Source organism: Nocardia panacis, from assembly GCF_003598715.1.
Classification (GTDB): domain Bacteria; phylum Actinomycetota; class Actinomycetes; order Mycobacteriales; family Mycobacteriaceae; genus Nocardia; species Nocardia panacis.
Map to the genome: position 1 here is coordinate 309,837 of NZ_QZFU01000045.1, position 21,954 is coordinate 331,790.

The window sequence follows — 21,954 nt, forward strand, 5'->3', positions numbered from 1 at the left end:
GGGGAGAGACGAACGATCGTGGCCGACAACGACGGAGTCGAGCAGGGCGCGCCGCTGACCGAGGCGGCCTTGGCCGCGGCGGCGGCGGAGGCGGAGAAGGCGTTCGCGGCGGCCGCCGATCTGGACGCGCTCGCGGTCGCGAAGACCGAACACCTCGGCGGCAAGGCGCCGCTCGCGCTGGCGCAGCGGGCGATGGGCAGCCTGCCCAAGGAGGAGAAGTCCGAGGCGGGCAAGCGGGTCAACGCGACGCGGGCGCGCATCTCGGAGGCGTTCGAATCGCGCCGGGCCGTGCTGCTCGCCGAACGCGATGCCGCGGTCCTGGTGGCCGAGACCATCGATGTCACGCTGCCCGCCCGTCGCACCGCGCCGGGCGCCAGGCATCCGATCACCGTCATCTCCGAGCAGGTCGCCGACGTGTTCGTGGCCATGGGCTGGGAGGTGGCCGAGGGTCCCGAGGTGGAGACCGAGCACTTCAATTTCGACGCGCTCAACTTCCTGCCGGACCATCCGGCCCGCACCATGCAGGACACCTTCCATCTCGCGCCGGAGGGGTCGCGCCAGGTGCTGCGCACCCACACCTCGCCGGTCCAGGTGCGCACCCTGCTCGAGCGCGACCTACCGATCTACGTGGTGTGCCCCGGTCGCACCTTCCGCACCGACGAGTTGGACGCCACCCACACCCCGGTGTTCTCCCAGGTCGAGGGTCTGGCCGTGGACAAGGGCCTGACGATGGCGCATTTGCGCGGCACGCTCGACGCGTTCGCCCGCGCGCTGTTCGGCCCGGATACCCGAACCAGGATGCGCCCCAACTACTTTCCCTTCACCGAACCCTCCGCCGAGGTCGACGTGTGGTTCCCGGACAAGAAGGGCGGCGCGGGCTGGGTCGAGTGGGGCGGCTGCGGCATGGTGAATCCGAAGGTGCTCATCGCCAGCGGTGTGAACCCAGAGGTGTACAGCGGATTCGCCTTCGGTATGGGGCTCGAGCGCACACTCCAGTTCCGCAATGGCATCCCGGATATGCGCGATATCGTCGAGGGCGACGTGCGCTTCACGCTGCCCTTCGGCATCCGGTCCTGACAACCCCCTTCCAGCGAGAGAGCGAAACGTCAAGTGCGAGTAGCGCAGTCCTGGCTGACGGAAATCATCCGGCGCACCGTGCCCGAGTGGTCGGTGACGCCGGAGGAACTCGACGCGGGCTTCGTCCGGGTCGGCCTCGAGGTCGAAGAGGTCGACAAGCTGACGCGGATCTCGGGTTCGTCCGCGCATCCGCTGGTGGTCGGTCGGGTCGCCGAGATCACCGAACTCACCGAGTTCAAGAAGCCGATCCGCTTCTGCAAGGTGGATGTCGGCGGGCCGGAGCTGCAGGAAATCATCTGCGGCGCGCGGAATTTCGCCGTCGGTGATCTGGTGGTCGTGGTGCTGCCCGGCGGTGTGCTGCCCGGCGGATTCGAGATCACCTCGCGCAAGACCTACGGGCACGTCTCCAACGGCATGATCTGCTCGGTCGCCGAACTCGGTATCGGCAAGGATCATTCGGGCATCCTGGTGCTGGAACCGGGCCTGGCCGAGCCGGGCGCCGACGCCAATGAGCTACTCGGACTCGACGATACGGTCATCGAGCTGAATATCACCCCGGACCGGGGCTACTGCTTCTCCGTGCGCGGCCTGGCCCGCGAGTTGGCCTGCGGCTTCGACCTCGAATACGCCGACCCCGCCGTGCGCGATCGGGCGCTGCCCGCCCCGGCGGGCGAGGCGTGGCCGGTGCGGGTCGACGCGGAGTCCGGCTGCACCCGGTTCGGCGTGCGGCGGGTCACCGGCATCGATCCGATGGCGGTGAGCCCGCTGTGGTTGCAGCGGCGGCTGCTGCTGTCGGGAGTGCGGCCGATCTCGCCCGCCGTCGATGTCACCAACTACGTCATGCTCGAACTGGGGCAGCCGCTGCACGCCTTCGACGCTTCGAAGCTGAATGGCGGACTCATGGTGCGCCGGGCGCATACCGGCGAGACGCTGCGCACCCTGGACGAGGCCGAGCGGGTGCTCGATGCCGAGGATGTGGTGATCGCCGACGACTCCGGTGTCATCTCGCTGGCCGGTGTCATGGGTGGCGCGAGCACCGAGGTCGGTCCGGAGTCGACCGATATCGTGCTCGAGGCGGCGGTGTGGAATCCGCTGCTGGTATATCGGACCGCGGGGCGGCACCGGCTGGTCTCCGAGGCGGGCAAGCGCTACGAGCGGGTCGTCGATCCCGAGATCAACCTCGCCGCCCTCGATCGCGCCGCCGCGCTGCTGGCCGAAATCGCCGGTGGCACTGTGGAATCCGCACTCACCGATATTCGGCTGCCGCTGCCCGCCACCGAGCCGATCCGCATCGATCTGGATCTGGCCGACAGGGTCGCCGGGGTCACCTACCCCACCGGCACCTCCGCGCGCAGGCTGGCGCAGATCGGCTGCCAGGTGCAGATCGGGGTGAACGAGGCGACCGGACACGGTCAGCTGGTGGTCACCCCGCCGAGTTGGCGACCCGATCTGGCCCAGCCCGCCGACCTCGTGGAAGAGGTGCTGCGACTCGAGGGACTGGAGCGGATCCCGTCGGTGCTGCCCGCCGCGCCCGCCGGACGCGGGCTGACCCCGACCCAGCGCCGTCGTCGCGCGGTGAGTCGGGCGCTGGCCTTCGCGGGCGCGGTCGAGGTGCCCGCGCCGATCTTCCTGCCCGCGGGCGTCTTCGACGCGTGGGGTCTGGACGCCGACGACCCGCGCCGCGAGACCGCCGAGGTGCTCAACCCGCTCGACGCCGAACGCCCCGAACTGGCCACCACCCTGCTTCCCGGTCTACTGGAGGTGGCGCAGCGCAATATCTCGCGCGGCGTCCGCGATCTGACCCTCTACGGGATCGCCCAGGTCGTGCTGCCCGGACCCGGCACCCGCCCGGTGGCGGCACTGCCTGTCGATCGCCGCCCGACCGACGCCCAGATCGCCGAACTGCTCGATTCGCTGCCCGCCCAGCCCGTGCGGGTCGGCGCGGTGCTGACCGGTCGGCGCGAACCGCGCGGCCCGTGGGGTCCGGGCCGCCAGGCCGAGGCGTCCGACGCCTTCGCCCTCGCCGACGCCATCGGCGATGCGGCCGGTGTCGTCATCGAGCGCCGGGCCGGGGCCTATCTGCCCTGGCATCCGGGCCGCTGCGCGGAACTGCTGGTCGACGGCGTGGTCATCGGGCACGCGGGCGAACTGCATCCCGCCGTGCTCGAGCGCTCGGGCCTGCCGCCGCGCACCTGCGCGCTTGAACTCGACCTCGACGCCCTGCCCCTGCGCGAATCCCGCCCGGTGCCAACGGTTTCCCCGTTCCCGGCGGTATTGCAGGACGTCTCGGTGAGCGTCCCGAAGACGGTTCCCGCCGCGTCGGTCGAGACGGCGCTGCGCTCGGGCGGCGGCACGCTGCTGGAGGACATCGCCCTGTTCGACGTATACGAGGGCGCCCAGGCGGGCGAGGGCCGCAAATCCCTCACCTACGCCCTGCGCTTCCGCGCCCCCGACCGCACCCTCACCGAGGACGAGGCCAGTGCTGCCCGCGACGCGGCGGTCGCCGCGGCCGCGGAATCCGTTGGGGCCGCGCTGCGCTGAGTCGCCGATCCACGGCGATTCCCTGAGAGATATCGCGGTGCAAATGTTTTCGGTGTGGCTGTGGGCGGGTATCGCCGCGTCCACAGCCACCGGATGCCCGTGCGTCGGGTGGTGTCGCGACAGCACCCGCCGCACCGGTTCTTCTCTGCCGCGCTGGAATCTTCGGCGGCGCAAGGACGAGTCCACGCGACGCGCCGTGGAAACTCGCTTTCGAGGGCTCTTTACGAGTTCGGGCGCTGTACTGTGTCGTTGACTCTGGCGGCTCGAAGTGGGGGTGTTGACAGGTGTTTTCGCTCTGCCTGCATGGGGATGATGGCGGATGACCAGCCCCTACAATTCGGTGTCGGTAAATCCGGCCGTGTACTACGGGGCGGCACAAAAGCTGATCTCCTTGACCGAGGAGATCAATACCGCTGTCGGGCGGGACCTGCTGCCCTGGCCGTCCTATCCGGGAATGGGTGGCGACTATCCGGCGGTGCGGGCCTGGAATACCGCCTGCCACAAGCTCGCCGGTGCGGTGCGCACCGCGATCGTGGCGTACGCGGGGGCGCTCGCGCACTTCGGTGACGTCCTGAACATCTGCGGATACAACTGGGGCACAGCCGAATACAACGCCACGATCGGTGCGAAAGGCGCACCACCGGCCCTGCCCCCTCGCGCCGCTGTCACGCCGATGGGTGATGCCGGGTTCCCGCCGATGCCGGATCCGAAGGGTGACAATGGCGCGGGTCTGGTGATCCGGGGTGCCGGGACTGTGGAGACGTGGGAGGGTGCGCCGAATGGGCGTGCCGACGCCCTCGACGCGGCCGCGACCGCATGGACCGCCTTCTCCCGCAGCCATGAACTCGACAATGCCGCAACGATACTGCGGGGTATTCGTGATTCCTTCGAAGTGATCCACGCTCCGGAGGTGCCCGATATCAAGGAGGCGCTCGATGTTCTGGCCGGCGGGGCCGACGGCATCCGCGACGGCGCCGCCATGCTGGCCACCGAACTGCGCAACCATCACGATGGTCTCCTCGACGCTCGTCAGCGGCTGTCCGCCACCGCGCCTGCTGCCTTCACCCGCCATCCCGGTGCGGTGAGCACCACGGTGGACAACACAGTGGTGCGGGTATCGGTCGACGCGGAACTCAGCGGTGACGATGTTCGCGCCGCGTACAGTCACTTCACCACAGCTGCGTCGAATACGAGCCTGTTCGACTATTTGGCGCACTGCGCGGATCGTGATGGGTTTCGCGGAGTCGTCGGCGCTGATGTGCTGAAATACGTGCCACAGCTGCGGGCGTTGAAAGAGTTGCCGCTGACGACGGTGTCGGGGGATCCGAGGGCCAATGTCGACAGCCTCGAACGCCGGGACAATGACGGCAAGCCGGTATCGACCATGGATGTCATCGCGACTTGGGAAGCGCCACAGGCAGCTTTGACGGCCGTCGATCCGAATGCTCTGGACAAGTACGGCCCGCTGGTGAAGAACTGGGCGATGCTGGCCGTGAAGTACGGGAATGAGGCCGGTGTCGATCCTCGAATGGTGCTGGCAATGGCATTGCAGGAGGGTGCGCCGTTGCGCACGGGCTATCCGAGGGATGGGGTGACGTTGCCGCAGGCATTGTCGGATCCGGGGTCCTTTCACCCCGATCCGAAAGGTCCGCAGGCGGGCGTGATGTATGACGAGTTGCGGTTGAATTCCGGTCGATTGGGTGCCAGCAAGCATGGGAGGCCGATATTCAACTATGACGGACCCGGTAATTCGATTGGGCTGACGAATATGAAGGAGGATCCATTCAATGAGATCGCGACAAGGTATCAGGATAAATTCTCCGGGCAGAGTTGGTCGGATCTGGCTGGTAATGATGACCTGGCGATGAAGGCGGCTGCCTATAACCTGAAGATGTTGAATGAGGAAGCCGCCTCCCACGCGGAGTCCCGGGTTAAGGCAGGTCAGCCTTTGGATCAGTTCTTGGGTTCCGGCTACAACGCTGGAGGACTGGTTGGCCGCTCCGAACAGGTAGCACGCGGTGTGGACTCTTTCCGTGATGGGAGCGATGGTGGCAACAATGAGGTGGAGCATGGGCGTAGTTCGGTGAGTTTGGTGGCTCTGGCAAACCAGATCCTGTGCGGTAGTGGGGCCTACCGGTGATGAGGAACTTGTTCGGCAGTAGGCGACTGCGTCGATGGATGCTTTGCATGATTGTCTTTCTTGTTCTCGGGGGGCTCGTGACCTATGGAATCCATTGGTTTCAGAGTTGGCGACATCAACCGACCGAGGCGAGGCGGCTTGCGGAAGCGGCCTCGGTGGTCGGATTTGTACGTACGGCGATTATCGATGTGTCGGATGGCGACAATCCACCCCATGCAACGGCATTTTTCATTGGTCCGGCGCCGAAGCCTGATGCGTTGGCAGTGGTTTCGGTGCCGACGATCAAATTGTCTCCGTTGGAGCCGCCGCCGTACATGTCGGAGTTGGAAAAGAAGAAGTATGATGATAGCGATTTCGCTGTTGCGTATGGGAAACGCCCGGATGGATGCGGGGCCGGTGTGGCATTCATATCGAATCCGAAGCAGTGGGAGTACAGTCTTCGAGGTCAGCACATGATAGAGGTGATATCGCCCGAGCAGATCGAGTCGGTGCGGCGAGGGGCCTCGGTATTCATGGAATTGGCCATCGGAAATTGTGGGTGGCAATAGCGACATGCCCGCCTGCGCATCCTCGCGCTAAGGTAACCCCATGTGGCATCCAGCTCGACCGATTCTGCATTCGCTCACCTATCTCCCCGGTCGGACGATCGCACAGGATCCTTCGGTGCTGGGGCTCGAGTTTCATGCCGTGACCTCGCGCACCGAGGATGGGGAGACGGTATCCGGGTGGTTTCTGCCCGCCTCGCGGACCGGGCGGAATCCGGTGGGGCACATTCTGTTCGCGCATGGCAATGCCGGGAATATCGGGGATCGGATCCCGGTGTACGCGCTGCTGGTGGCGGCCGGATTCGATGTGCTCGCCTTCGACTATCGGGGTTACGGTCGCAGTACGGGGCGGCCGACCGAGGCGGGTACCTATCTGGATTCCCGCGCGGCACTGCGGGCGCTGCGCGAGCGACCCGGTGTCGATCCGAACCGCATTGTGTACCTGGGCAAGTCGCTGGGGGGCGGGGTGATGGTGGAATTGGCCCGCGCCGTGCCGCCTGCCGCGCTGGTGCTGATGTCCACCTTCACCGGTCTGCGCGACGCGGCGCGATCCATCTACCCGTATCTGCCGAGTCCGCTGGTCCCGGACGCCTATCCGAGTCTGCGCCGGATTCGCGATCTGCGCGCACCGGTGTTGATCATGCACGGTGACCGGGACGAGTTGCTGCCGCTTCGGCACGCCGAACGCCTCTACGCCGCCGCACCGGAACCCAAGCGGCTGGCCATCTTTCCCGGCGCGGGTCACAACGATCTGATCGTCACGGCGGCGGAGCGCTGGCTCGATCTGATCCAGGAGTGGACCGCCCGCGCCTTCACCTAGGGCGCTGTCGGCGAAGCTGTCCGCAGACCTGCGTATGGCCGGAGCGAAGGCGGAGCTACGCCTATCCCGGCCGTCGGACCTGGACAAATATGGCGCTGCGTAGCCTGGGTTCATGAGCGAACGTAGTGAGCGAGTCATAGTGCGGCGCGCGTCGCGCATGCCGGTGCCGAGCGTCAGCGCGGCGCGGGCATGAGCGATCACGAGATCGCCGCGAGCCTGGCCGCGCTGCCCGACGCCGAACTGGCGGCGGTGCTCTTCGCCGCGACCGCGGGCCGCCCGGCGTTCTGGCCGGTGCGTGCCGCGCTGAACGATTTGGCGGGTGTCCTGGGCCATGTCGTCTCGGGCGAGATTGTGAGTCCCGCCACCGAACCCACCTACGCGGCCGAAACGAGCCCGGAGCCTTCGGTATCCGGGCAGGTCGACGCGGTGCCGTCGCCGATACCGGCCGCCGGTATTCCGTCGGTCGCCGATCTCGGCGGGTATTCGCCGGGCGGTGTCCCTACTTTCGAGTCAGTTCGCGATAAGGTCGAGCGGCGCTTCGGTACGGCGCAGGGGATGGGCGAACTCGATCGCGACACCCCGGCGGGCCGCGGCGTCGACGAACAGTGGCAGGCGCGGGAGAAGGCGGCCCGCGAGCGCCTGGACCGGATCCGGAAGTCCTTGCACGGCAACGACTGACCCGCGACTTCGGTCCGGCGCGCGCCGGAGTGCGAGGGTGGTGTGAGTTTGTCGATGAGCGAGCCGCGCGAGGTCCCAGCACGATTGGGCGAGCCGGACGAGATCACAGCACGATCGCGCGAGATCGCGGCACGATTGCTCGACGCTCAGGTGGCGTTCCTGCTGGCGGAGGTGAGCGGCGAGCGTCTGGCCGAGGTGGTGGCCCGCGATGTGGCCGCCGCCCTCGCGGTCGCCGAGACCATCGCGGTCCGCGAGGTCATCTCCGCCGATCAGGCCGAACAGTCGGTGGCCATCGTGCTGGATCTGAACGGCGGCAGTCCGGTATTCGCCGATATGGTCGGCGTTTTCGCCGAGGCGATCTATGACCGCGCGTAAAGCCACGGAGAGCACCTTCCTCGGCGATATGGCGGGCAAGGGTGCGAGTTTCGCGCTCGAGCGCACCACCGGCGCGATCCGGGAGGTGCTGCGCGACGCGCCGGTGCACGAGGCCGCGATGGAGTTCTGGGATCTGCACGCCGACGAGCCGGTGAGCGGTCTGCGCGAGTATCTGTCGCGGCAGGATCTGTGTGATCTGGTGCTGCTGTGTCATGAGATCGCGGTCACCACGCGCGAGAAGGAGTTCCTGCGGGTGCTGGTGGACGAGTGCGTCGCGGTTTTCCTGGCTCGATACGGTGACTTCTCGCTGGCGGCAATGCTTCCCGAACTCGGTCTGACCGCAGACGATATCGTCGGCGAGATCCTGCGCTACGGACCCGCGGTGATCGAGGCGGCCAAGCGCGATGGTGTGCTGGCGAAGCTGATTCGCGATCAGCTCGAGCCGTTCTATTGTTCCGATGAGGTTTTGGCGATCCTCGCGACCTCCTGACCCATCCAGCAAACATTCGCCGATGAATAGCCATCCCATGGTGGGATGACTTGGGCCACAGCTGATCACGGGATCGACCAGGGTTGCTCAACCGAACCGGTCGGTAGCTACAGATTTCTCCTCGACCGAAAACTATGAACAAAGTCGTATACGAAGCCATCTCGAGTTGACGAGTGTTCGAGCGTATGGGATTTTGCTCGATGACTTCCCGTGCGCTCGTCGTGGAGCAGTCACGGCTTGGCTTTTCGGAGGAGTGGCAAGGTTGGTGCGCGAACGTCAGCGACGGCCGGAGTCCGGGGGCGCCACCGAACTAGAGCCCGCGGTCGCCGCCGGTGAACAGCGGATGTCCCCTGGCAAAATAGTACGGCCGCGTACCATTGGTGGCCAATTGGCCCGAATCCTGGTGCTGGCACTGGCTCTCGTGCTGGGTCTGCTGGGAGTCACGGTCTACAAAGAGGTTTCCGACTACGGCGAGGCGGGCGACACGGTGCGCGCGGTCTCGCTCGCGCTCACCGTGCAGGACCTGATCCACGAGGCGCAGCGCGAACGCGGTCTGAGCACCGGCCTGCTCGGCGGTGACAACCGTCAGCAGCAGCCGGTGGTGGAGCAGCGCGGCCGGGTCGATCACGCCATCGAGGTGCTGCGCGGCGCGCTGGGTGAGAACGGACCCGGAGCGGGGCAGGTGCGCGCGGCGCTGAACCAGTTCAACGCGCTGCCGGGCACCCGCGCCGAGATCGACGCTCGCCGCATCACCAAGCAGGGCGCGTTCCAGTTCTACACCGATGCCATCCAGGCCCTCACCCACCTGCAACTCGGCCTGGATCAGGCGCGCGACTCGCAGGTGCGCCACGGACTCGAGGCGCTGTACGCGCTGGGCCGCGCCAAGGAGGAGTCGGCGCAGGAGCGCGGCTTCCTCAACGGTGTTTTCGCCGCCGAGGGTTTCAATGGCGCGGAGTACATGCAGTTCCTGGAGATTCGCGCGGGCAAGCTCTCGGCGCTGGCCTCGTTCACCCAGTACGCCACCAAGACCCAGCAGGCCAAGCTGGATGCCTCACTGCTGACCGATAACGCCACCAAGGCCGAGCAAGCCGAGAATATCGCCATCGCCTCCAGTGAGGGGCGACTGGTGCACGAGGTGGATCCGATCTCGTGGTGGTCGCAGATCTCGAGCATCATCGATGATCAGCGCAATGTGCAGCAGGCCATCGGCAACGAGGTGCAGACCAGCGCCGATGACCTGCAGACCGCCGCGGCGCGCAACCTGTTCCTCTTCCTGTTCGGCGCGGCCGTGGCCATCGCGGCGATGGTGGCGCTGGTGATCAGTTCGGTGCGCGGTATCGTGCGCCCGCTGGCGGGTCTGGCCGCCGAGGCCGACGACGTGGCTTCGCGCCGCCTGCCCGAGGTCATCGACGCGTGGCTGAAATCCTCGGACAATCACCCGGATCCACCCGCGAGGGTGCGCACCCCCGCGGGCGCCACGGTGGAGATCGAGGCGGTGGCGGGCGCGCTGGACAATGTGCAGACCACCGCCTTCGAATTGGCTTCGCAGCAGGCGCTGGTGCGCCGCAACACCACCGAGTCCATGGCCAACCTGGCCCGCCGCAATCAGAATCTGGTGCGTCGCCAGTTGAGTCTGATCTCCGAATTCGAGCGCGAGGAACTCGATCCCAAGGGTCTGGCCAATCTGTTCGAACTCGATCATCTGGCCACCCGCATGCGCCGCAATGCCGAGAGCCTGCTGGTGCTCACCGGTGAGGGCAGCCCGCGCCGCTGGGCCGATCCGATTCCGCTCACCGATGTGATCCGGGCCGGTCTGTCCGAGGTCGACGACTATCGCCGGGTGGCGCTGCGCCGGGTGGACGATATCGCCGTGCAGGGCGCGGTGGTCAGCGAGTTGGCGCATATGCTCGCCGAGCTGATCGAGAACGGATTGGCTTTCTCCCCACCGGATCTGGAGGTGGAGATCTACGGCCGCAAGGTGCAGGGCGGTTATCTGCTCGCGGTGGTCGATCACGGGGTGGGTATGCCGCCCGAGCAGTTGGCCGTCGCCAATGCCAGGTTGCGCGGCGAACAGGACTTCATCGTCTCGCCCTCGCGCTACCTGGGCCACTACGTGGTCGGTCGGCTCGCGCAGCGGCTCGGGGTCGAGGTCGAGCTGAATGTGTCACCGGTCAGCGGCATTGTCGCGCGGGTGTTCATGCCGACGGAAGTGCTTGCCTCGGAGCAGGATCCGCTGGCCGCCGCGCCGCGCGCCGCCCTCGCCGCGCCCGCCCCGGAGCCGCCGCCCGCGCTGCCCGCCGCCGAGCGTCGTCCGGCGCACGCCCGCCACGAGCTCGCGCCCGCCGAGGGCGCGCTGCTGGTGCGCGACGCGCCGACCCGCAATGGTGTCGAGCACGAATCCGCCCATCCCGCACACGCTCTCGGCGCTACCACGCAGGCGGTACGAACGGACGTCGCGTCGGATGCGCGCACCGACACCGAGCGGGACGCGCGCTACGACACCGGTGTGGCGTCGCGGATCGTGGAGGCCGAATCGCCGGTTCCGTCGCCGCCCGCCTCGGCGTACTCGCATTTCGTCTCCCCGGTCGACCCGCCGACGGGCGCCACGCCGGTGCTGCCGAATGACACCGGCCAGTGGCGGTTGCCGGAGGCATCGGCCGCGACGGAACGCACCCGCAATGGACTCGTCAAGCGCAACAAGCGTTCCCGCGATCCGGAACCCGGCGCGCCGCGCTCGGATTCCGCGCGCGCCGAATTCCGGCCCGCCGCCCCGCGCACCCCGAATGACGTGCGCAGCATGCTCTCGTCCTTCCGTGCGGGCCATGAGCGCGGCGCGGGCGCCCCCGAGATCGACCCGCGCGCCGAGGATTCGGCGCAGAATTGGCCGGAGCCATGAGCTCGGAATCGAGAAGAGCCATGGGCGCAGCCACAGCCATGAGCTACACCGCAGAGGAGATTCGGTGACACCCCATCTACAGAGCGCCGACCCGCACACCTTCAACTGGCTGCTGGCCAATTTCGTTCGGAATACCGACGGGGTGCGCGATACCGTCGCCGTCTCCTCCGACGGTCTGCTGATCGCCATGTCCGAGGGTTTGGACCGCACGGGCGCGGATCGCTTGGCCGCCATGGTGTCCGGGCTGGCCAGCCTGGCCAAGAGCGCCTCGCGCAGCTACCAGTTCGACGGTCTGAAACTGATCATGATCGAGATGAAGCGCGGATTCCTGCTGGTCTCCGCGCTGGGCGACGGCTCGTGCCTCGGCGTGATCGCCGACGGCGGTTGCGATGTCGGTCTGGTCGGCTACGAAATGGCCGTGCTGGCCGAGCGGGCCGGTGCCCTGCTCGATCCGGCGCTCATCTCCGAACTACGAGAGACCTTACGCCGATGAGAGATCCAGACCGGCCACGGCTGCCGGACCCGAGGATGATCCCGCCGCCGACCAATTTCGGCTGGTTCGGCGGGGATCGCCCCATCGCCCGCAACGAGGAGCCCGAACCGCAGGACGATCCGTCCGATCGGTTCGTGCGGCCCTTCGTGGTCACCGCGGGCCGCACCACTCCGCTGCTGGACGGGTTGCGCATCGAGACGCTGGTGCACGCGCCGCCGGCGGCGCTGTCGGCGCCGCTGCAGTTCGAACAGCGCAGTGTGGTGCAACTGTGTCAGAAACCGCATTCCATCGCCGAGATCGGGACCGCGCTGCATGTCCCGGTCGGCGTCGCGAAGGTCATTGTCAGTGATCTCGCGGCGGCCGGGCATGTGACGGTGCGCGACGCACCGGAGCTATCCACCGCAGCGATCGAGAGGATCAGGGACCTTGTACGGGCACTCTGAATATCGCACACCCTCGGCCGAGCGGCCCATGCCGTCCTCGGTCAAGATCGTGGTGAGCGGTGGATTCGGGGTCGGGAAGACGACTTTCATCGGCGCGATCTCCGAGATCGAGCCGCTGGTCACCGAGGCGGCGATGACCGAGGTCGCGCTCGGCATCGACAATCCTGGCAGGCGGGCGGACAAGACGCAGACCACGGTCGCGCTCGATTTCGGCCGGATCACGCTGGACAGTTCGCTGATCATGTACCTGTTCGGCACGCCGGGGCAGGATCGGTTCGTCTTCCTTTGGGACGATCTGACCGACGGCGCGCTCGGCGCGGTCATCGTGGTGGATACCAGCCGGGTCGAGGACTGCTATCCGGTGCTGGACTATTTCGAGGAGCGCAACACCCCGTTCGTGGTGGTGGTCAATCGCTTCGACGGTGCGGCGCAATTCGATTTGGGCGAGGTCCGCGAGGCCCTGGATCTGGACGACTGGATCCCGGTCCTGGAGTGCGACGCGCGCAAACGGGAGTCGGTCAAGGAGGTGCTGGTCGCGCTGCTGGAGCAGGTTCTGTTCCATCGGCTCTCGGCCGAGCGGGTCGGGTAGGGTCCGGCTGCCACGCGGTATGTGGGCTTGCTCGCATACCGGAGGGGTCGCGGCCGGAATGCTTGTGGTTGGATACTGTCTGAACATGGGTGAATCCATCGATGCGGTACAGGATGCGATCCGGCCGCTGCGGGACGATATCCGATTCCTCGGCGGGCTGCTGGGCGAGACGATTCGCGATCACGAAGGTCCCGAGGTCTTCGATCTGATCGAGCGGGTGCGGGTGGAGGCGTTCCGGGTGCGCCGCGAGGAGGTGGGGCGCAGCGCGGTGGCGCGGATGCTCGACGGGGTGGATATCCAGGTGGCGCTGCCGCTGATCCGGGCGTTCAGCTATTTCGTGCTGCTGGCCAATCTGGCCGAGGATATTCAGCGCGATCGGCGGCGGGCGGCGCATGTGGCGGCGGGGGAGCCGCCGCAGGATTCCTCGCTCGCGGCCACCTATGCCAAACTCGATGCCGCGCGATTGAGCGGGGATCTGGTCGCGGATCTGCTGGCGGACGCGCTGGTTTCGCCGGTCATCACCGCTCATCCGACCGAAACCCGCAGGCGCAGCGTCTTCGACGTGCAGGCGCGCATCACCGAGTTGATGCGGCAGCGGCGGCGCTACACCGAGGGCGAGCGCGCCGATCTGGATCGGGAATTGCGCAGGCTGGTGCTGACGCTGTGGCGGACCGCGCTGATTCGCCTGGCGCGCCTGCGGATTCAGGACGAGATCGCGGTGGGTCTGCGCTACTACGACCTGAGCCTGTTCGAGGTCATCCCGGCGATCAACGCGCAGGTGCGCGCGGCAGTGCGCGCCCGGTGGCCCGAGGTGGACCTGCCCCCGATATTGCGGCCCGGTTCCTGGATCGGCGGCGACCGCGACGGGAATCCCTATGTGACAGCGGATATCGTGCGGCATGCGGCGCGCTCGGCGGCGGCGGTCGCCTTCGGTCGCTACCTCGACGAGCTGGTGGATCTGGAGAAGTCGCTGGCGCTCTCGGCCCGGCTGGTCGCGGTGAGTCCGCGGGTGGCGGCGCTGGCCGAGGTCGGATACACCGATCCGGCCGCGCATGCCGACGAACCGTATCGCCGTGCGCTGCACGGGATTCGGTCCCGGTTGACGGCCACCGCGCAGCGTGCCCTCGGCGGTGTTCCGGTGCAGGGCGGGGAGGCCACGGGCGCACCCGCCTCGCATACCCTGCCCGGTTTCGTCCTCGCACCGACCGGGGCCGATGGCCTGCCGGATGCGCCTGCGGCGCAGCCCTATTCGTCGCCGCAGGAGCTGCTGGAAGATCTGGACGCGATCGATGCCTCGCTGCGAGCCAGTGGTGACGAGTTGCTGGCCGAGGATGGTTTGGTCGCGCTGCGGGACGCGGTACAGACCTTCGGCTTTCATCTCCAGGGCCTGGATATGCGGCAGAACTCGGAGGTGCACGAACAGGTCGTGGCCGAGCTGCTGGCCTGGGCCGGGGTGCATCCGGACTACGCGAGCCTGCCCGAAGAGGTTCGGGTGGAACTGCTCTCGGCCGAGTTGCGCACCCGCCGTCCGCTGCTCGGACCCGACGCCCGGCTGAGCGAGCTCGCGGCGAAGGAACTCGGGATCATTCGCGCGGCCAAGGAGGTGGTGGACACCTTCGGTCCGCAGGCGGTGCCGAATTACATCATCAGCATGTGCACCTCGGTCAGCGATATGTTGGAGGCCGCGCTGCTGCTGAAGGAGGGCGGGCTGCTCGATCCGGGAGACGGCGCGCCAAGTAGTCCGCTGGGGATCGTGCCGCTGTTCGAAACCATCGAGGATCTGGGCGCGGGCGCGGCGACGCTGTCGGCCGCGCTGGAGGTTCCGGTGTATCGAGATCTGGTGGCCGCCAACGGGATGCGGCAGGAGGTCATGCTCGGCTACTCCGATTCCAACAAGGACGGCGGCTACCTGGCGGCCAACTGGGCGCTGTACCGGGCGGAGTTGGATCTCGTCGACACGGCCCGCAAGAGCGGAATTCGCCTGCGGCTGTTCCACGGTCGCGGCGGCACCGTCGGCCGGGGCGGCGGGCGCAGCTACGACGCCATCCTGGCCCAGCCCGCGGGCGCGGTGCGCGGCGCGCTGCGCTTGACCGAACAGGGCGAGGTCATCGCCGCCAAATACGCCGAACCCGGTGCGGCGCACCGTAATCTGGAATCGCTCATCGCGGGCGCGCTGGAGTCGACACTGCTCGATGTGGAGGGTCTGGGTTCGGACGCGGAACCGTCCTACGAACTGATGGACGAGTTGGCCGCGCGCGCTCGCGCCGCCTACTCCCGCTTGGTGCACGAGACTCCGGGATTCGTCGAGTATTTCCGCCAGTCGACGCCGGTCGCCGAGGTCGGCGATCTGAATATCGGCAGCCGCCCCGCCTCGCGCAAACCCACGAATTCGGTGGCGGATCTGCGCGCGATCCCGTGGGTGATGGCGTGGAGTCAGGCGCGGGTGATGCTGCCCGGCTGGTACGGGACCGGCACCGCGCTCGAGGAATGGGTCGGCGATGATCCGGCCCGATTGGCGCGACTGTCGCAGCTGTATCGGCGGTGGCCGTTCTTCGGCACGGTGCTGTCGAATCTGGCTCAGGTGATGGCGAAATCGGATCTGGCCATCGCCGCCCGCTACGCCGAACTGGTGACCGATGTCGGATTGCGGGAGCGGATCTTCGGCATGATTCGCGACGAGCACGCCCGCACGCTGCGCATGCACGCGGCCATCACCGGCAACGCGCGGCTGCTCGCCGATAACGCGTCCCTGTCGGAATCCATCCACAATCGGTTCCCGTATCTGGAACCGCTGAATCAGATGCAGGTGGAACTGCTGAAAAGGCTGCGGGCGGGCGATGATTCGGAACTGGTCAAGCGGGGCATCCTCTTGACCATGAACGGTCTGGCCACGGCGCTGCGCAATTCGGGATAGTCGCCCGCGCGGGCCGAATAGTGTTCGGCCCGCGCATTCCACATCGATTAGGCGATGACGGCGACAGCGTCGATCTCCACCAGCATCTCGGCCCTGGGCAGCCCGGTGAAGACCGTGGTGCGGCAGGGCAGCACCCCGCTGGTGTTGGCGGCGACGAACGCTCCGTAGGCGTCGTTCATGGTGGCGAAGTCGTCGCGGGTGGTCAGGTAGACGCGCAGCATCACCACATCGTCGAAACTCGCCCCGCCCGCCTCGATGATCGCCTTGACATTCTCCAGGGTGCGGAGCGTCTGCGCCGCGACATCGCCCTGGTGCAGGTATTCGTTGGTCAACGGGTCGACCGGACCCTGACCCGACACCTGCAGGAACGGACCCTTGCGCACACCCTGGGAGAAGGTGTGGGCCGGGGCGGGGGCGAATTCGGTGCGGATGGCGATCTTCTCGGTCATTACTACCCTTTCGTGTGTGCGGGACGGCCGGAGGTCCAGCCGAGTTCGGTGGAGACGGCGTCGGCGGCGGCGCGCACCTGCGGGAGGGCGGCCAGCACCTGGTCGTGGTCGAGCAGCATGTCCGGCACCGACATGGAGATCGCGGCCACCACCGCGCCGGTGCCATTGCGGACCGGGACGCCGATGCAGTTGACGAAGCTCTCGTGCTCCTCGTGATCCTCCGCGTACCCCTGGGCGAGCACCTTGTCCAACTCGGTCAGGTAGTCCGCGGCGGATCCGATGGTGCGTTCGGTGAACCGGTGGTAGTCGAGCCGCTCGGCGATGGCACGCCATTCGGCGCGCGGCTGGGCGGCCACCAGCACCTTGCCGACGGCGGTGCAGTGCAGCGGGGCGGGCCGACCGATCCTGGAGTACATGCGCACGCTGTGGATGGCGTCGAACTTGTCGATGTAGACCGCGTCGCCGGATTCGTAGGTGGCCAGGTGAATGGTCTGGCCGGTGGCGGAATTCAACTGTGCCAGGTGCGGGCGCGCCAGCGCGCGCACGTCGCGGTGTTCCAGCGACTGATTGGCCAGCTCGAACAGTCTGGATCCCAGGGCGTAGCGGTGTTGGGCGTCGTGGGTGACGAAGCGTTCGGATTCCATGGTCTGCAGCAGCCGCAGCACGGTGGACTTGTGGACGCCGAGGTGGGCGGCCAGTTGATCGAGCGACTGGGTGTCCGATCCCAGGGCGACGAGGATGGTGAGCGCGCGCAGCAGACTTTGACTCATGTATCACCCATAGTCGATTTCCGCGCCGGATTCACGATGCGACATCCCGTGTGGCGGCGGTGAAGTCGAGTCGCGCCCACGCGTGGTCGTCGAGGCGGGCCAATGCGGCCAGCGTCGCGGCGGGCGGGAGCACGGGGGCGTCGCCGGTGCCGGTGAGCGCGGCGGCGGCGCACAGATGGCCGTAGCGCAGCCGCTGTGCCGGCGGCAGGTCGTGCAGCATGGCGGCCAGGTAGCCGCCTGCGAAGCCATCACCGGCGCCGATCCGCTCGGTGACCTCGATCCGCAGCGCGGGCACCGAGATCCGGTGCGTTCCTTCGTAGCCGATGACGGCGCGGGCGTCGTCCTTGACGATGAGCGTCCTCGGCTCCGGGAACAGGGCGCGCAGTCGGTCCGGATCGTCGACGCCGAACAGTTCGCCCGCCTCGTCGGCGCCGAGGAAGGCGATATCGGCCGCGCGCACGTGTCGGGCCAAGATATCGGCGGCCGCGTCCGCGCGCCCGGACCACAGGCGGGGTCGATAGTTGAGGTCGAAGCCGACCAGTCTGCCGCGGCGCGGCATCGTCACGATGGCCTCGGTGAGTGCGGTGGTCGCGGGGGAGAGGGCGGTGGTGATCCCGCTGAAGTGCACCAGGTCGCAGCCGTCGAGCAGGCGTGCGGCGGCGGGGGCGGCGAGGTCGGCGGGTGCGAGCGCGCTCGCGGCGGAACCGGTGCGGTAGTACAGCATTCGGCTCTGCCCGGCGGCCAGGTCGGTGGGGTGGGCGGAGCCGCCGCCGCGTTCTTTGATGTAGAGGGCGGTGGCGCGGGCGGGATCGGTGGTGACGGCGGAGACGTCCACCCCGCGCGCGGCGAGGTTGTCGATGAGATACCGACCGAAGCCGTCCGCGCCGACCCTGGACAGCCACGCGGTCTCGACGCCGAGCTGGGCGAGGACGGTGGCGACATTCGCCTCGGCCCCGCCCGCGGCGCGTTCGAAGCTCGCCGAATCCTCCAGCGGACCCGGATGGGCGACCAGGACGGCGAGGCCCTCGCCGACGGTCACCGCCCGTGGCGGTGTACGCGGGGTCACACCGAACTCCTTATCTCGCTTGCGGTCATGGGACAGTACGTGCAGAATAGCCACACCAAAACACTATGCGCAACATCGATTGCACATAGTGCAATGTCCCGGGTCTCTCGCTCGGGCATGAGCCACTTCAACGCGGCGGGTGTCGAATCCGCGGGAAGGAACGGCTGTGACCATCGACAGCGAAGTCGTTGCGGCGCTGGCGGATCGCACGCTGGGACCGGAGCACAAAGCGCTCCCGCCCTCGGCCTGGGGTCGCACCGCACGCGAATTCCTCGCGGGCGCACCACGATTGACGGACCTGAGCACCCCCGTCCTCACCCTCGACGAATCCGCCATCGCGAACAATCTCGCGGTCATGGCGAATTGGACCCGCGCGGCCGGGGTGGCATTGGCGCCACACGGGAAGACCACCATGGCCCCGCAGCTCTGGGCGCGGCAGCTCGCGGCGGGCTCTTGGGGCATCACCCTGGCCACGCCGTGGCAGGCGCAGGTGGCGCGCGCCTTCGGTGTCGGCCGGATCCTGCTGGCCAACGCGCTGGTCGATCCGGTCGGGCTGCGCTGGGTCGCCGCCGAACAGGCCCGCGATGCCGAATTCGAATTCCTGAGCTGGGTCGACAGCGTCGAGACGGTCGCGTGGATGGACGAGCATCTGCGCGAAGCGCCGGGACCCCGGCTGCGGGTGCTGGTCGAACTCGGTGGGCCGCACGGGCGCACGGGTGCGCGCACGGTGGACCGGGCGGTCGAGGTGGCGCGTGCCGTCGCCGCCTCCGCGCGGCTCGAACTGGCCGGTGTGGCCGGATACGAGGGTGCGCTCGGACATGATCGCGGATCCCGCGCGCTGGACGCGATCGGCCACTATTTGGACGAAATGGCCCGGCTGCACCGCGAACTCGCGGGCATGTTCGCCGCCGAGCAGGCCATCCTCACCGCGGGCGGCAGCTCCTACCCGGATCTCGTGCTGGATCGGCTCGCGGGACTCGAAGGCGCGCAGGTGATCCTGCGCTCCGGCGCGTACCTCATTCACGACGACGGCTTCTACGCGGGCATCTCGCCGCTGGCGGGTTCGCTGCGTTCGGCCATGCACGGCTGGGCGCGGGCCGTATCCCGACCGGAACCGGAGTTGGCGCTGCTCGACGCGGGCAAGCGCGACCTGCCGTTCGATGAGGGGCTTCCGGTCCCGCAGATCATCGCGGGACCGCAAGCAGGCAGGCTCGATTCGGCCGCCGTCGTGAGCGCGCTCAACGATCAGCACACCTTCCTGCGCGCACCGGGCGCGGTCGCGGTGGGCAGTGTGGTGCGGCTCGGCCTCTCGCATCCGTGCACCGCCTTCGACAAGTGGCGGCTCATCCCCGTCCTCGATGATGCCGCCGCCGCCGACCCGCGCGTGGTCGACCTGGTGCACACCTTCTTCTGAACCGGAACACCATGACAGAGCTCATTTTTCGCGATGTCGAGATCATCGACGGCACCGGCGCGCCCGGCTATCGCGGCGATCTGCGCGTCGTAGACGGGCGCATCGCCGAGATCGCCGCGCCCGCGACGCTTTCCGGTGCGGGCCGGATCGTCGAATCCGATCCGGGCACGGTGCTCGCGCCCGGATTCATCGATATGCACGCGCATTCGGATCTGCACCTGCTCACCGAGCCGGGACACCTGCCCAAGATCAGTCAGGGCGTCACCACCGAGGTGATAGGCCAGGACGGACTGTCCTACGCCCCGATCGACGACGCCACCCTGGCCGTGGTGCGCCGCCAAATCGCGGGCTGGAACGGCAATCCCGCCGATCTGGACTTCTCCTGGCGCACCGTGGCCGAATACCTGGACCGGCTCGACCGGGGAATCACCCCCAATGCCGCGTACCTGGTGCCACAGGGCACGCTGCGACTGATGGTGGTGGGAGCCGAACAGCGCTCCGCCACCGACGCCGAGATCCGGCGCATGCGCGAACTTTTGGCGCAGGGCCTGCGTGACGGCGCGGTCGGTATGTCGAGCGGACTCACCTACACGCCCGGAATGTACGCGAACACCGCGGAATTGGCGGCGCTGTGCGAGGTGGTCGCGGAATTCGGCGGCTTCTACGCGCCGCACACCCGCTCCTACGGCAAGGGCGCGCTCGAGGCGTACGCCGAGATGATCGAACTGGCCCGCGGCACCGGCTGCGCGCTGCACCTGACCCACGCCACCATGAACTTCGGCGTGAACCGCGGCCGCGCACCGGAATTCCTCGCCATGATCGCGGCGGCGCGCGCCGACGGCTGCGATATCACGCTGGACACCTACCCGTATCTGCCCGGCTCGACCACACTTTCGGCGCTGCTGCCCAGTTGGGTCATGTCGGGCGGACCGGACGCGGCGCTGGCCCGACTGGCCGATCCCGCCGAGTGCGCGCGCATCGCGGTGGATGTCAACGTCAATGGCTCCGACGGTTGCCACGGGGTGACGGTGGAGTGGGAAACCATTCAGATCAGCGGTGTCGGCGATACCGCGCTGCGCGAGTACGTGGGCCGCACCGTCGCCGAAGCGGCGGCCGAACAGGGGGTGGCGCCGGAGGAGTTGTTCTTCGACCTGCTGCGCCGGGATCAGTTGGCCACCACCATCCTTCAGCACGTCGGCCACGAAGCGAATGTGCGCGCCATCATGGTGGACGCCGGACATATGGGCGGCAGCGACGCGCTGCTGGTCGGCGAGCGGCCGCATCCTCGGGCCTGGGGCGCCTTCCCGCGCTTCCTCGCCCGCTACGTGCGCGAACTCGGCGTACTCGGTCTGGCCGAATGCGTGCACCACCTCACCGGCCGCCCGGCGCGGCGGCTGCGGCTGCGCGAGCGCGGACTCATCCGCCCCGGCTACGCGGCCGACCTGGTGCTGTTCGATCCGGCCGCGATCACCGACACCGCCACCTTCGACAATCCGAGACAGCAGGCGGGCGGTATCGGGCATGTCCTGGTCAATGGCCGCTTCGCCCTCGAAAACGGCGCGCCCACCGGCATACTCGCCGGCCGCGCGCTGCGCATGGACCCCTCGCGGAAGGAAACCCGTTGACCGACACCACCGACGCGTTGGCCGTCATCCGGGCCGACCGGGTGCTCACCGTGGTTCGCGCACCCGCGATACCCGATCCGGTCGCACTCGCACAGGCCTTGGCGGGAGCCGGGATTCGCGCACTCGAACTGACCTTCACCACACCCGGCGTGCTCGAATATCTCGAACAGGCCGGTGCCGCATCGGATGCGGTGCTCGGCATGGGCACGGTGCTCACCGGGGATCAGGCGCGCGCGGCCATCGATCACGGCGCGCGCTTCCTGGTGACCCCCGGCGTGCGCGCCGAGGTGGCGCGGGTGGCGGGGGAGCGCGGCATCCCTGTCGTCATGGGCGCTTTCACGCCCTCGGAGGTGCTGACCGCGCTCGACCTGGGCGCGGCGGCGGTGAAGATCTTCCCGGCCCGCGCGCTCGGACCGGGCTATCTGAAAGATTTGCGCGGCCCGTTTCCGAACGTGCCGCTGATCCCGTCGGGTGGAGTCAACGCGGGCAATGCCGCGCAATTCCTCGCCAACGGCGCCGCGGCCGTGACCGCGGGCACCGACGTCGTGGCGCCCACCGAGGTCGCCGCGGGCCGCTGGCCCGAAATCGCCGCTCGCGCGGCAACTTTTGTTCGATCCATGAAGTGAGGG

General features: G+C 68.0%; 19 protein-coding genes. 16 read left to right on the forward strand and 3 right to left on the reverse strand.

The window, feature by feature from the left end; genetic code table 11:
• Positions 1-15 precede the first annotated feature (15 nt).
• The 13 genes from pheS (at position 16) to ppc (ending at position 16,001) form a co-directional block, all read left to right on the forward strand.
• Positions 16-1,077, forward strand: coding sequence for a phenylalanine--tRNA ligase subunit alpha (pheS, locus tag D5S18_RS31990; protein WP_120044846.1), 1,062 nt, complete (start codon positions 16-18; stop codon positions 1,075-1,077).
• Between the two features lie 33 nt (positions 1,078-1,110).
• Positions 1,111-3,618 carry a phenylalanine--tRNA ligase subunit beta gene (gene pheT / locus D5S18_RS31995; RefSeq protein ID WP_120044847.1) on the forward strand — a complete coding sequence of 836 codons (2,508 nt, stop codon included), beginning with the start codon at positions 1,111-1,113 and terminating at the stop codon, positions 3,616-3,618.
• Between the two features lie 517 nt (positions 3,619-4,135).
• Positions 4,136-5,758, forward strand: coding sequence for a hypothetical protein (locus tag D5S18_RS32000; protein ID WP_147404324.1), 1,623 nt, complete (start codon positions 4,136-4,138; stop codon positions 5,756-5,758).
• 47 nt (positions 5,759-5,805) lie between these two features.
• A complete protein-coding gene (locus D5S18_RS32005; RefSeq protein ID WP_147404326.1) occupies positions 5,806-6,306 on the forward strand; it encodes a hypothetical protein in 501 nt (166 codons plus the stop codon).
• A 40-nt stretch (positions 6,307-6,346) separates the two neighbouring features.
• A complete protein-coding gene (locus D5S18_RS32010) occupies positions 6,347-7,123 on the forward strand; it encodes an alpha/beta hydrolase (protein ID WP_120044850.1) in 777 nt (258 codons plus the stop codon).
• A 189-nt stretch (positions 7,124-7,312) separates the two neighbouring features.
• A complete protein-coding gene (locus D5S18_RS32015) occupies positions 7,313-7,801 on the forward strand; it encodes a hypothetical protein (protein ID WP_120044851.1) in 489 nt (162 codons plus the stop codon).
• 54 nt (positions 7,802-7,855) lie between these two features.
• Complete coding sequence (locus D5S18_RS36005) at positions 7,856-8,176, forward strand: hypothetical protein (protein ID WP_239004128.1); 321 nt, start codon at positions 7,856-7,858, stop codon at positions 8,174-8,176.
• Positions 8,163-8,666 (forward strand): hypothetical protein, encoded by a 504-nt coding sequence (locus tag D5S18_RS32020; protein WP_239004129.1) that lies wholly within the window; start codon positions 8,163-8,165, stop codon positions 8,664-8,666. The genes D5S18_RS36005 and D5S18_RS32020 overlap by 14 nt, the downstream gene beginning before the upstream one ends.
• Positions 8,667-9,054: 388 nt before the next feature.
• Positions 9,055-11,562, forward strand: coding sequence for a sensor histidine kinase (locus tag D5S18_RS32025; RefSeq protein WP_239004130.1), 2,508 nt, complete (start codon positions 9,055-9,057; stop codon positions 11,560-11,562).
• 64 nt (positions 11,563-11,626) lie between these two features.
• Entirely contained in the window at positions 11,627-12,055 is a 429-nt protein-coding gene (locus tag D5S18_RS32030; RefSeq protein ID WP_120044852.1) for a roadblock/LC7 domain-containing protein, read from the forward strand.
• Positions 12,052-12,498, forward strand: coding sequence for a DUF742 domain-containing protein (locus D5S18_RS32035; protein WP_120044853.1), 447 nt, complete (start codon positions 12,052-12,054; stop codon positions 12,496-12,498). Before D5S18_RS32030 ends, D5S18_RS32035 begins: the two co-directional genes overlap by 4 nt.
• Before the next feature lie 28 nt (positions 12,499-12,526).
• Entirely contained in the window at positions 12,527-13,087 is a 561-nt protein-coding gene (locus tag D5S18_RS32040) for a GTP-binding protein (RefSeq protein ID WP_120044854.1), read from the forward strand.
• Positions 13,088-13,172: 85 nt separating this feature from the next.
• Positions 13,173-16,001, forward strand: coding sequence for a phosphoenolpyruvate carboxylase (gene ppc / locus D5S18_RS32045; RefSeq protein ID WP_120044855.1), 2,829 nt, complete (start codon positions 13,173-13,175; stop codon positions 15,999-16,001).
• 47 nt (positions 16,002-16,048) lie between these two features.
• Here the strand turns inward: ppc and D5S18_RS32050 are convergent, their stop codons facing one another.
• The 3 genes from D5S18_RS32050 to D5S18_RS32060 are packed head-to-tail and all read right to left on the reverse strand — an operon-like array spanning position 16,049 to position 18,286.
• Positions 16,049-16,450, reverse strand: a complete 402-nt coding sequence (locus D5S18_RS32050; protein ID WP_120044856.1) for a RidA family protein — start codon at positions 16,448-16,450, stop codon at positions 16,049-16,051.
• A gap of 2 nt (positions 16,451-16,452) precedes the next feature.
• Complete coding sequence (locus D5S18_RS32055; protein WP_120044857.1) at positions 16,453-17,220, reverse strand: IclR family transcriptional regulator; 768 nt, start codon at positions 17,218-17,220, stop codon at positions 16,453-16,455.
• Between the two features lie 31 nt (positions 17,221-17,251).
• Positions 17,252-18,286, reverse strand: coding sequence for a sugar kinase (locus tag D5S18_RS32060; RefSeq protein WP_239004131.1), 1,035 nt, complete (start codon positions 18,284-18,286; stop codon positions 17,252-17,254).
• Positions 18,287-18,452: 166 nt separating this feature from the next.
• On the opposite strand from D5S18_RS32060, the gene D5S18_RS32065 reads away from it, so the two are divergent.
• From D5S18_RS32065 to D5S18_RS32075, 3 genes are read left to right on the forward strand one after another with little or no spacing between them, the layout of a single operon-like run.
• Positions 18,453-19,700 (forward strand): type III PLP-dependent enzyme domain-containing protein, encoded by a 1,248-nt coding sequence (locus D5S18_RS32065; protein ID WP_120044859.1) that lies wholly within the window; start codon positions 18,453-18,455, stop codon positions 19,698-19,700.
• Positions 19,701-19,711: 11 nt separating this feature from the next.
• Positions 19,712-21,325 (forward strand): N-acyl-D-amino-acid deacylase family protein, encoded by a 1,614-nt coding sequence (locus D5S18_RS32070; protein WP_120044860.1) that lies wholly within the window; start codon positions 19,712-19,714, stop codon positions 21,323-21,325.
• A complete protein-coding gene (locus tag D5S18_RS32075) occupies positions 21,322-21,951 on the forward strand; it encodes a bifunctional 4-hydroxy-2-oxoglutarate aldolase/2-dehydro-3-deoxy-phosphogluconate aldolase (RefSeq protein ID WP_120044861.1) in 630 nt (209 codons plus the stop codon). Before D5S18_RS32070 ends, D5S18_RS32075 begins: the two co-directional genes overlap by 4 nt.
• The last annotated feature ends 3 nt before the right edge of the window (positions 21,952-21,954 follow it).

Coding starts and splice junctions, on each gene's coding strand:
- D5S18_RS32040 (WP_120044854.1), top strand. CDS start 12,527: ATGCCGTCCTCGGTCAAGATCGTGGTGAGCGGTGGATTCGGGGTCGGG.
- ppc (WP_120044855.1), top strand. CDS start 13,173: ATGGGTGAATCCATCGATGCGGTACAGGATGCGATCCGGCCGCTGCGG.
- D5S18_RS32055 (WP_120044857.1), bottom strand. CDS start 17,220: ATGAGTCAAAGTCTGCTGCGCGCGCTCACCATCCTCGTCGCCCTGGGA.
- D5S18_RS36005 (WP_239004128.1), top strand. CDS start 7,856: ATGAGCGAGCCGCGCGAGGTCCCAGCACGATTGGGCGAGCCGGACGAG.
- D5S18_RS32020 (WP_239004129.1), top strand. CDS start 8,163: ATGACCGCGCGTAAAGCCACGGAGAGCACCTTCCTCGGCGATATGGCG.
- D5S18_RS32070 (WP_120044860.1), top strand. CDS start 19,712: ATGACAGAGCTCATTTTTCGCGATGTCGAGATCATCGACGGCACCGGC.
- D5S18_RS32010 (WP_120044850.1), top strand. CDS start 6,347: ATGTGGCATCCAGCTCGACCGATTCTGCATTCGCTCACCTATCTCCCC.
- D5S18_RS32035 (WP_120044853.1), top strand. CDS start 12,052: ATGAGAGATCCAGACCGGCCACGGCTGCCGGACCCGAGGATGATCCCG.
- D5S18_RS32005 (WP_147404326.1), top strand. CDS start 5,806: ATGATTGTCTTTCTTGTTCTCGGGGGGCTCGTGACCTATGGAATCCAT.
- D5S18_RS32050 (WP_120044856.1), bottom strand. CDS start 16,450: ATGACCGAGAAGATCGCCATCCGCACCGAATTCGCCCCCGCCCCGGCC.
- D5S18_RS32015 (WP_120044851.1), top strand. CDS start 7,313: ATGAGCGATCACGAGATCGCCGCGAGCCTGGCCGCGCTGCCCGACGCC.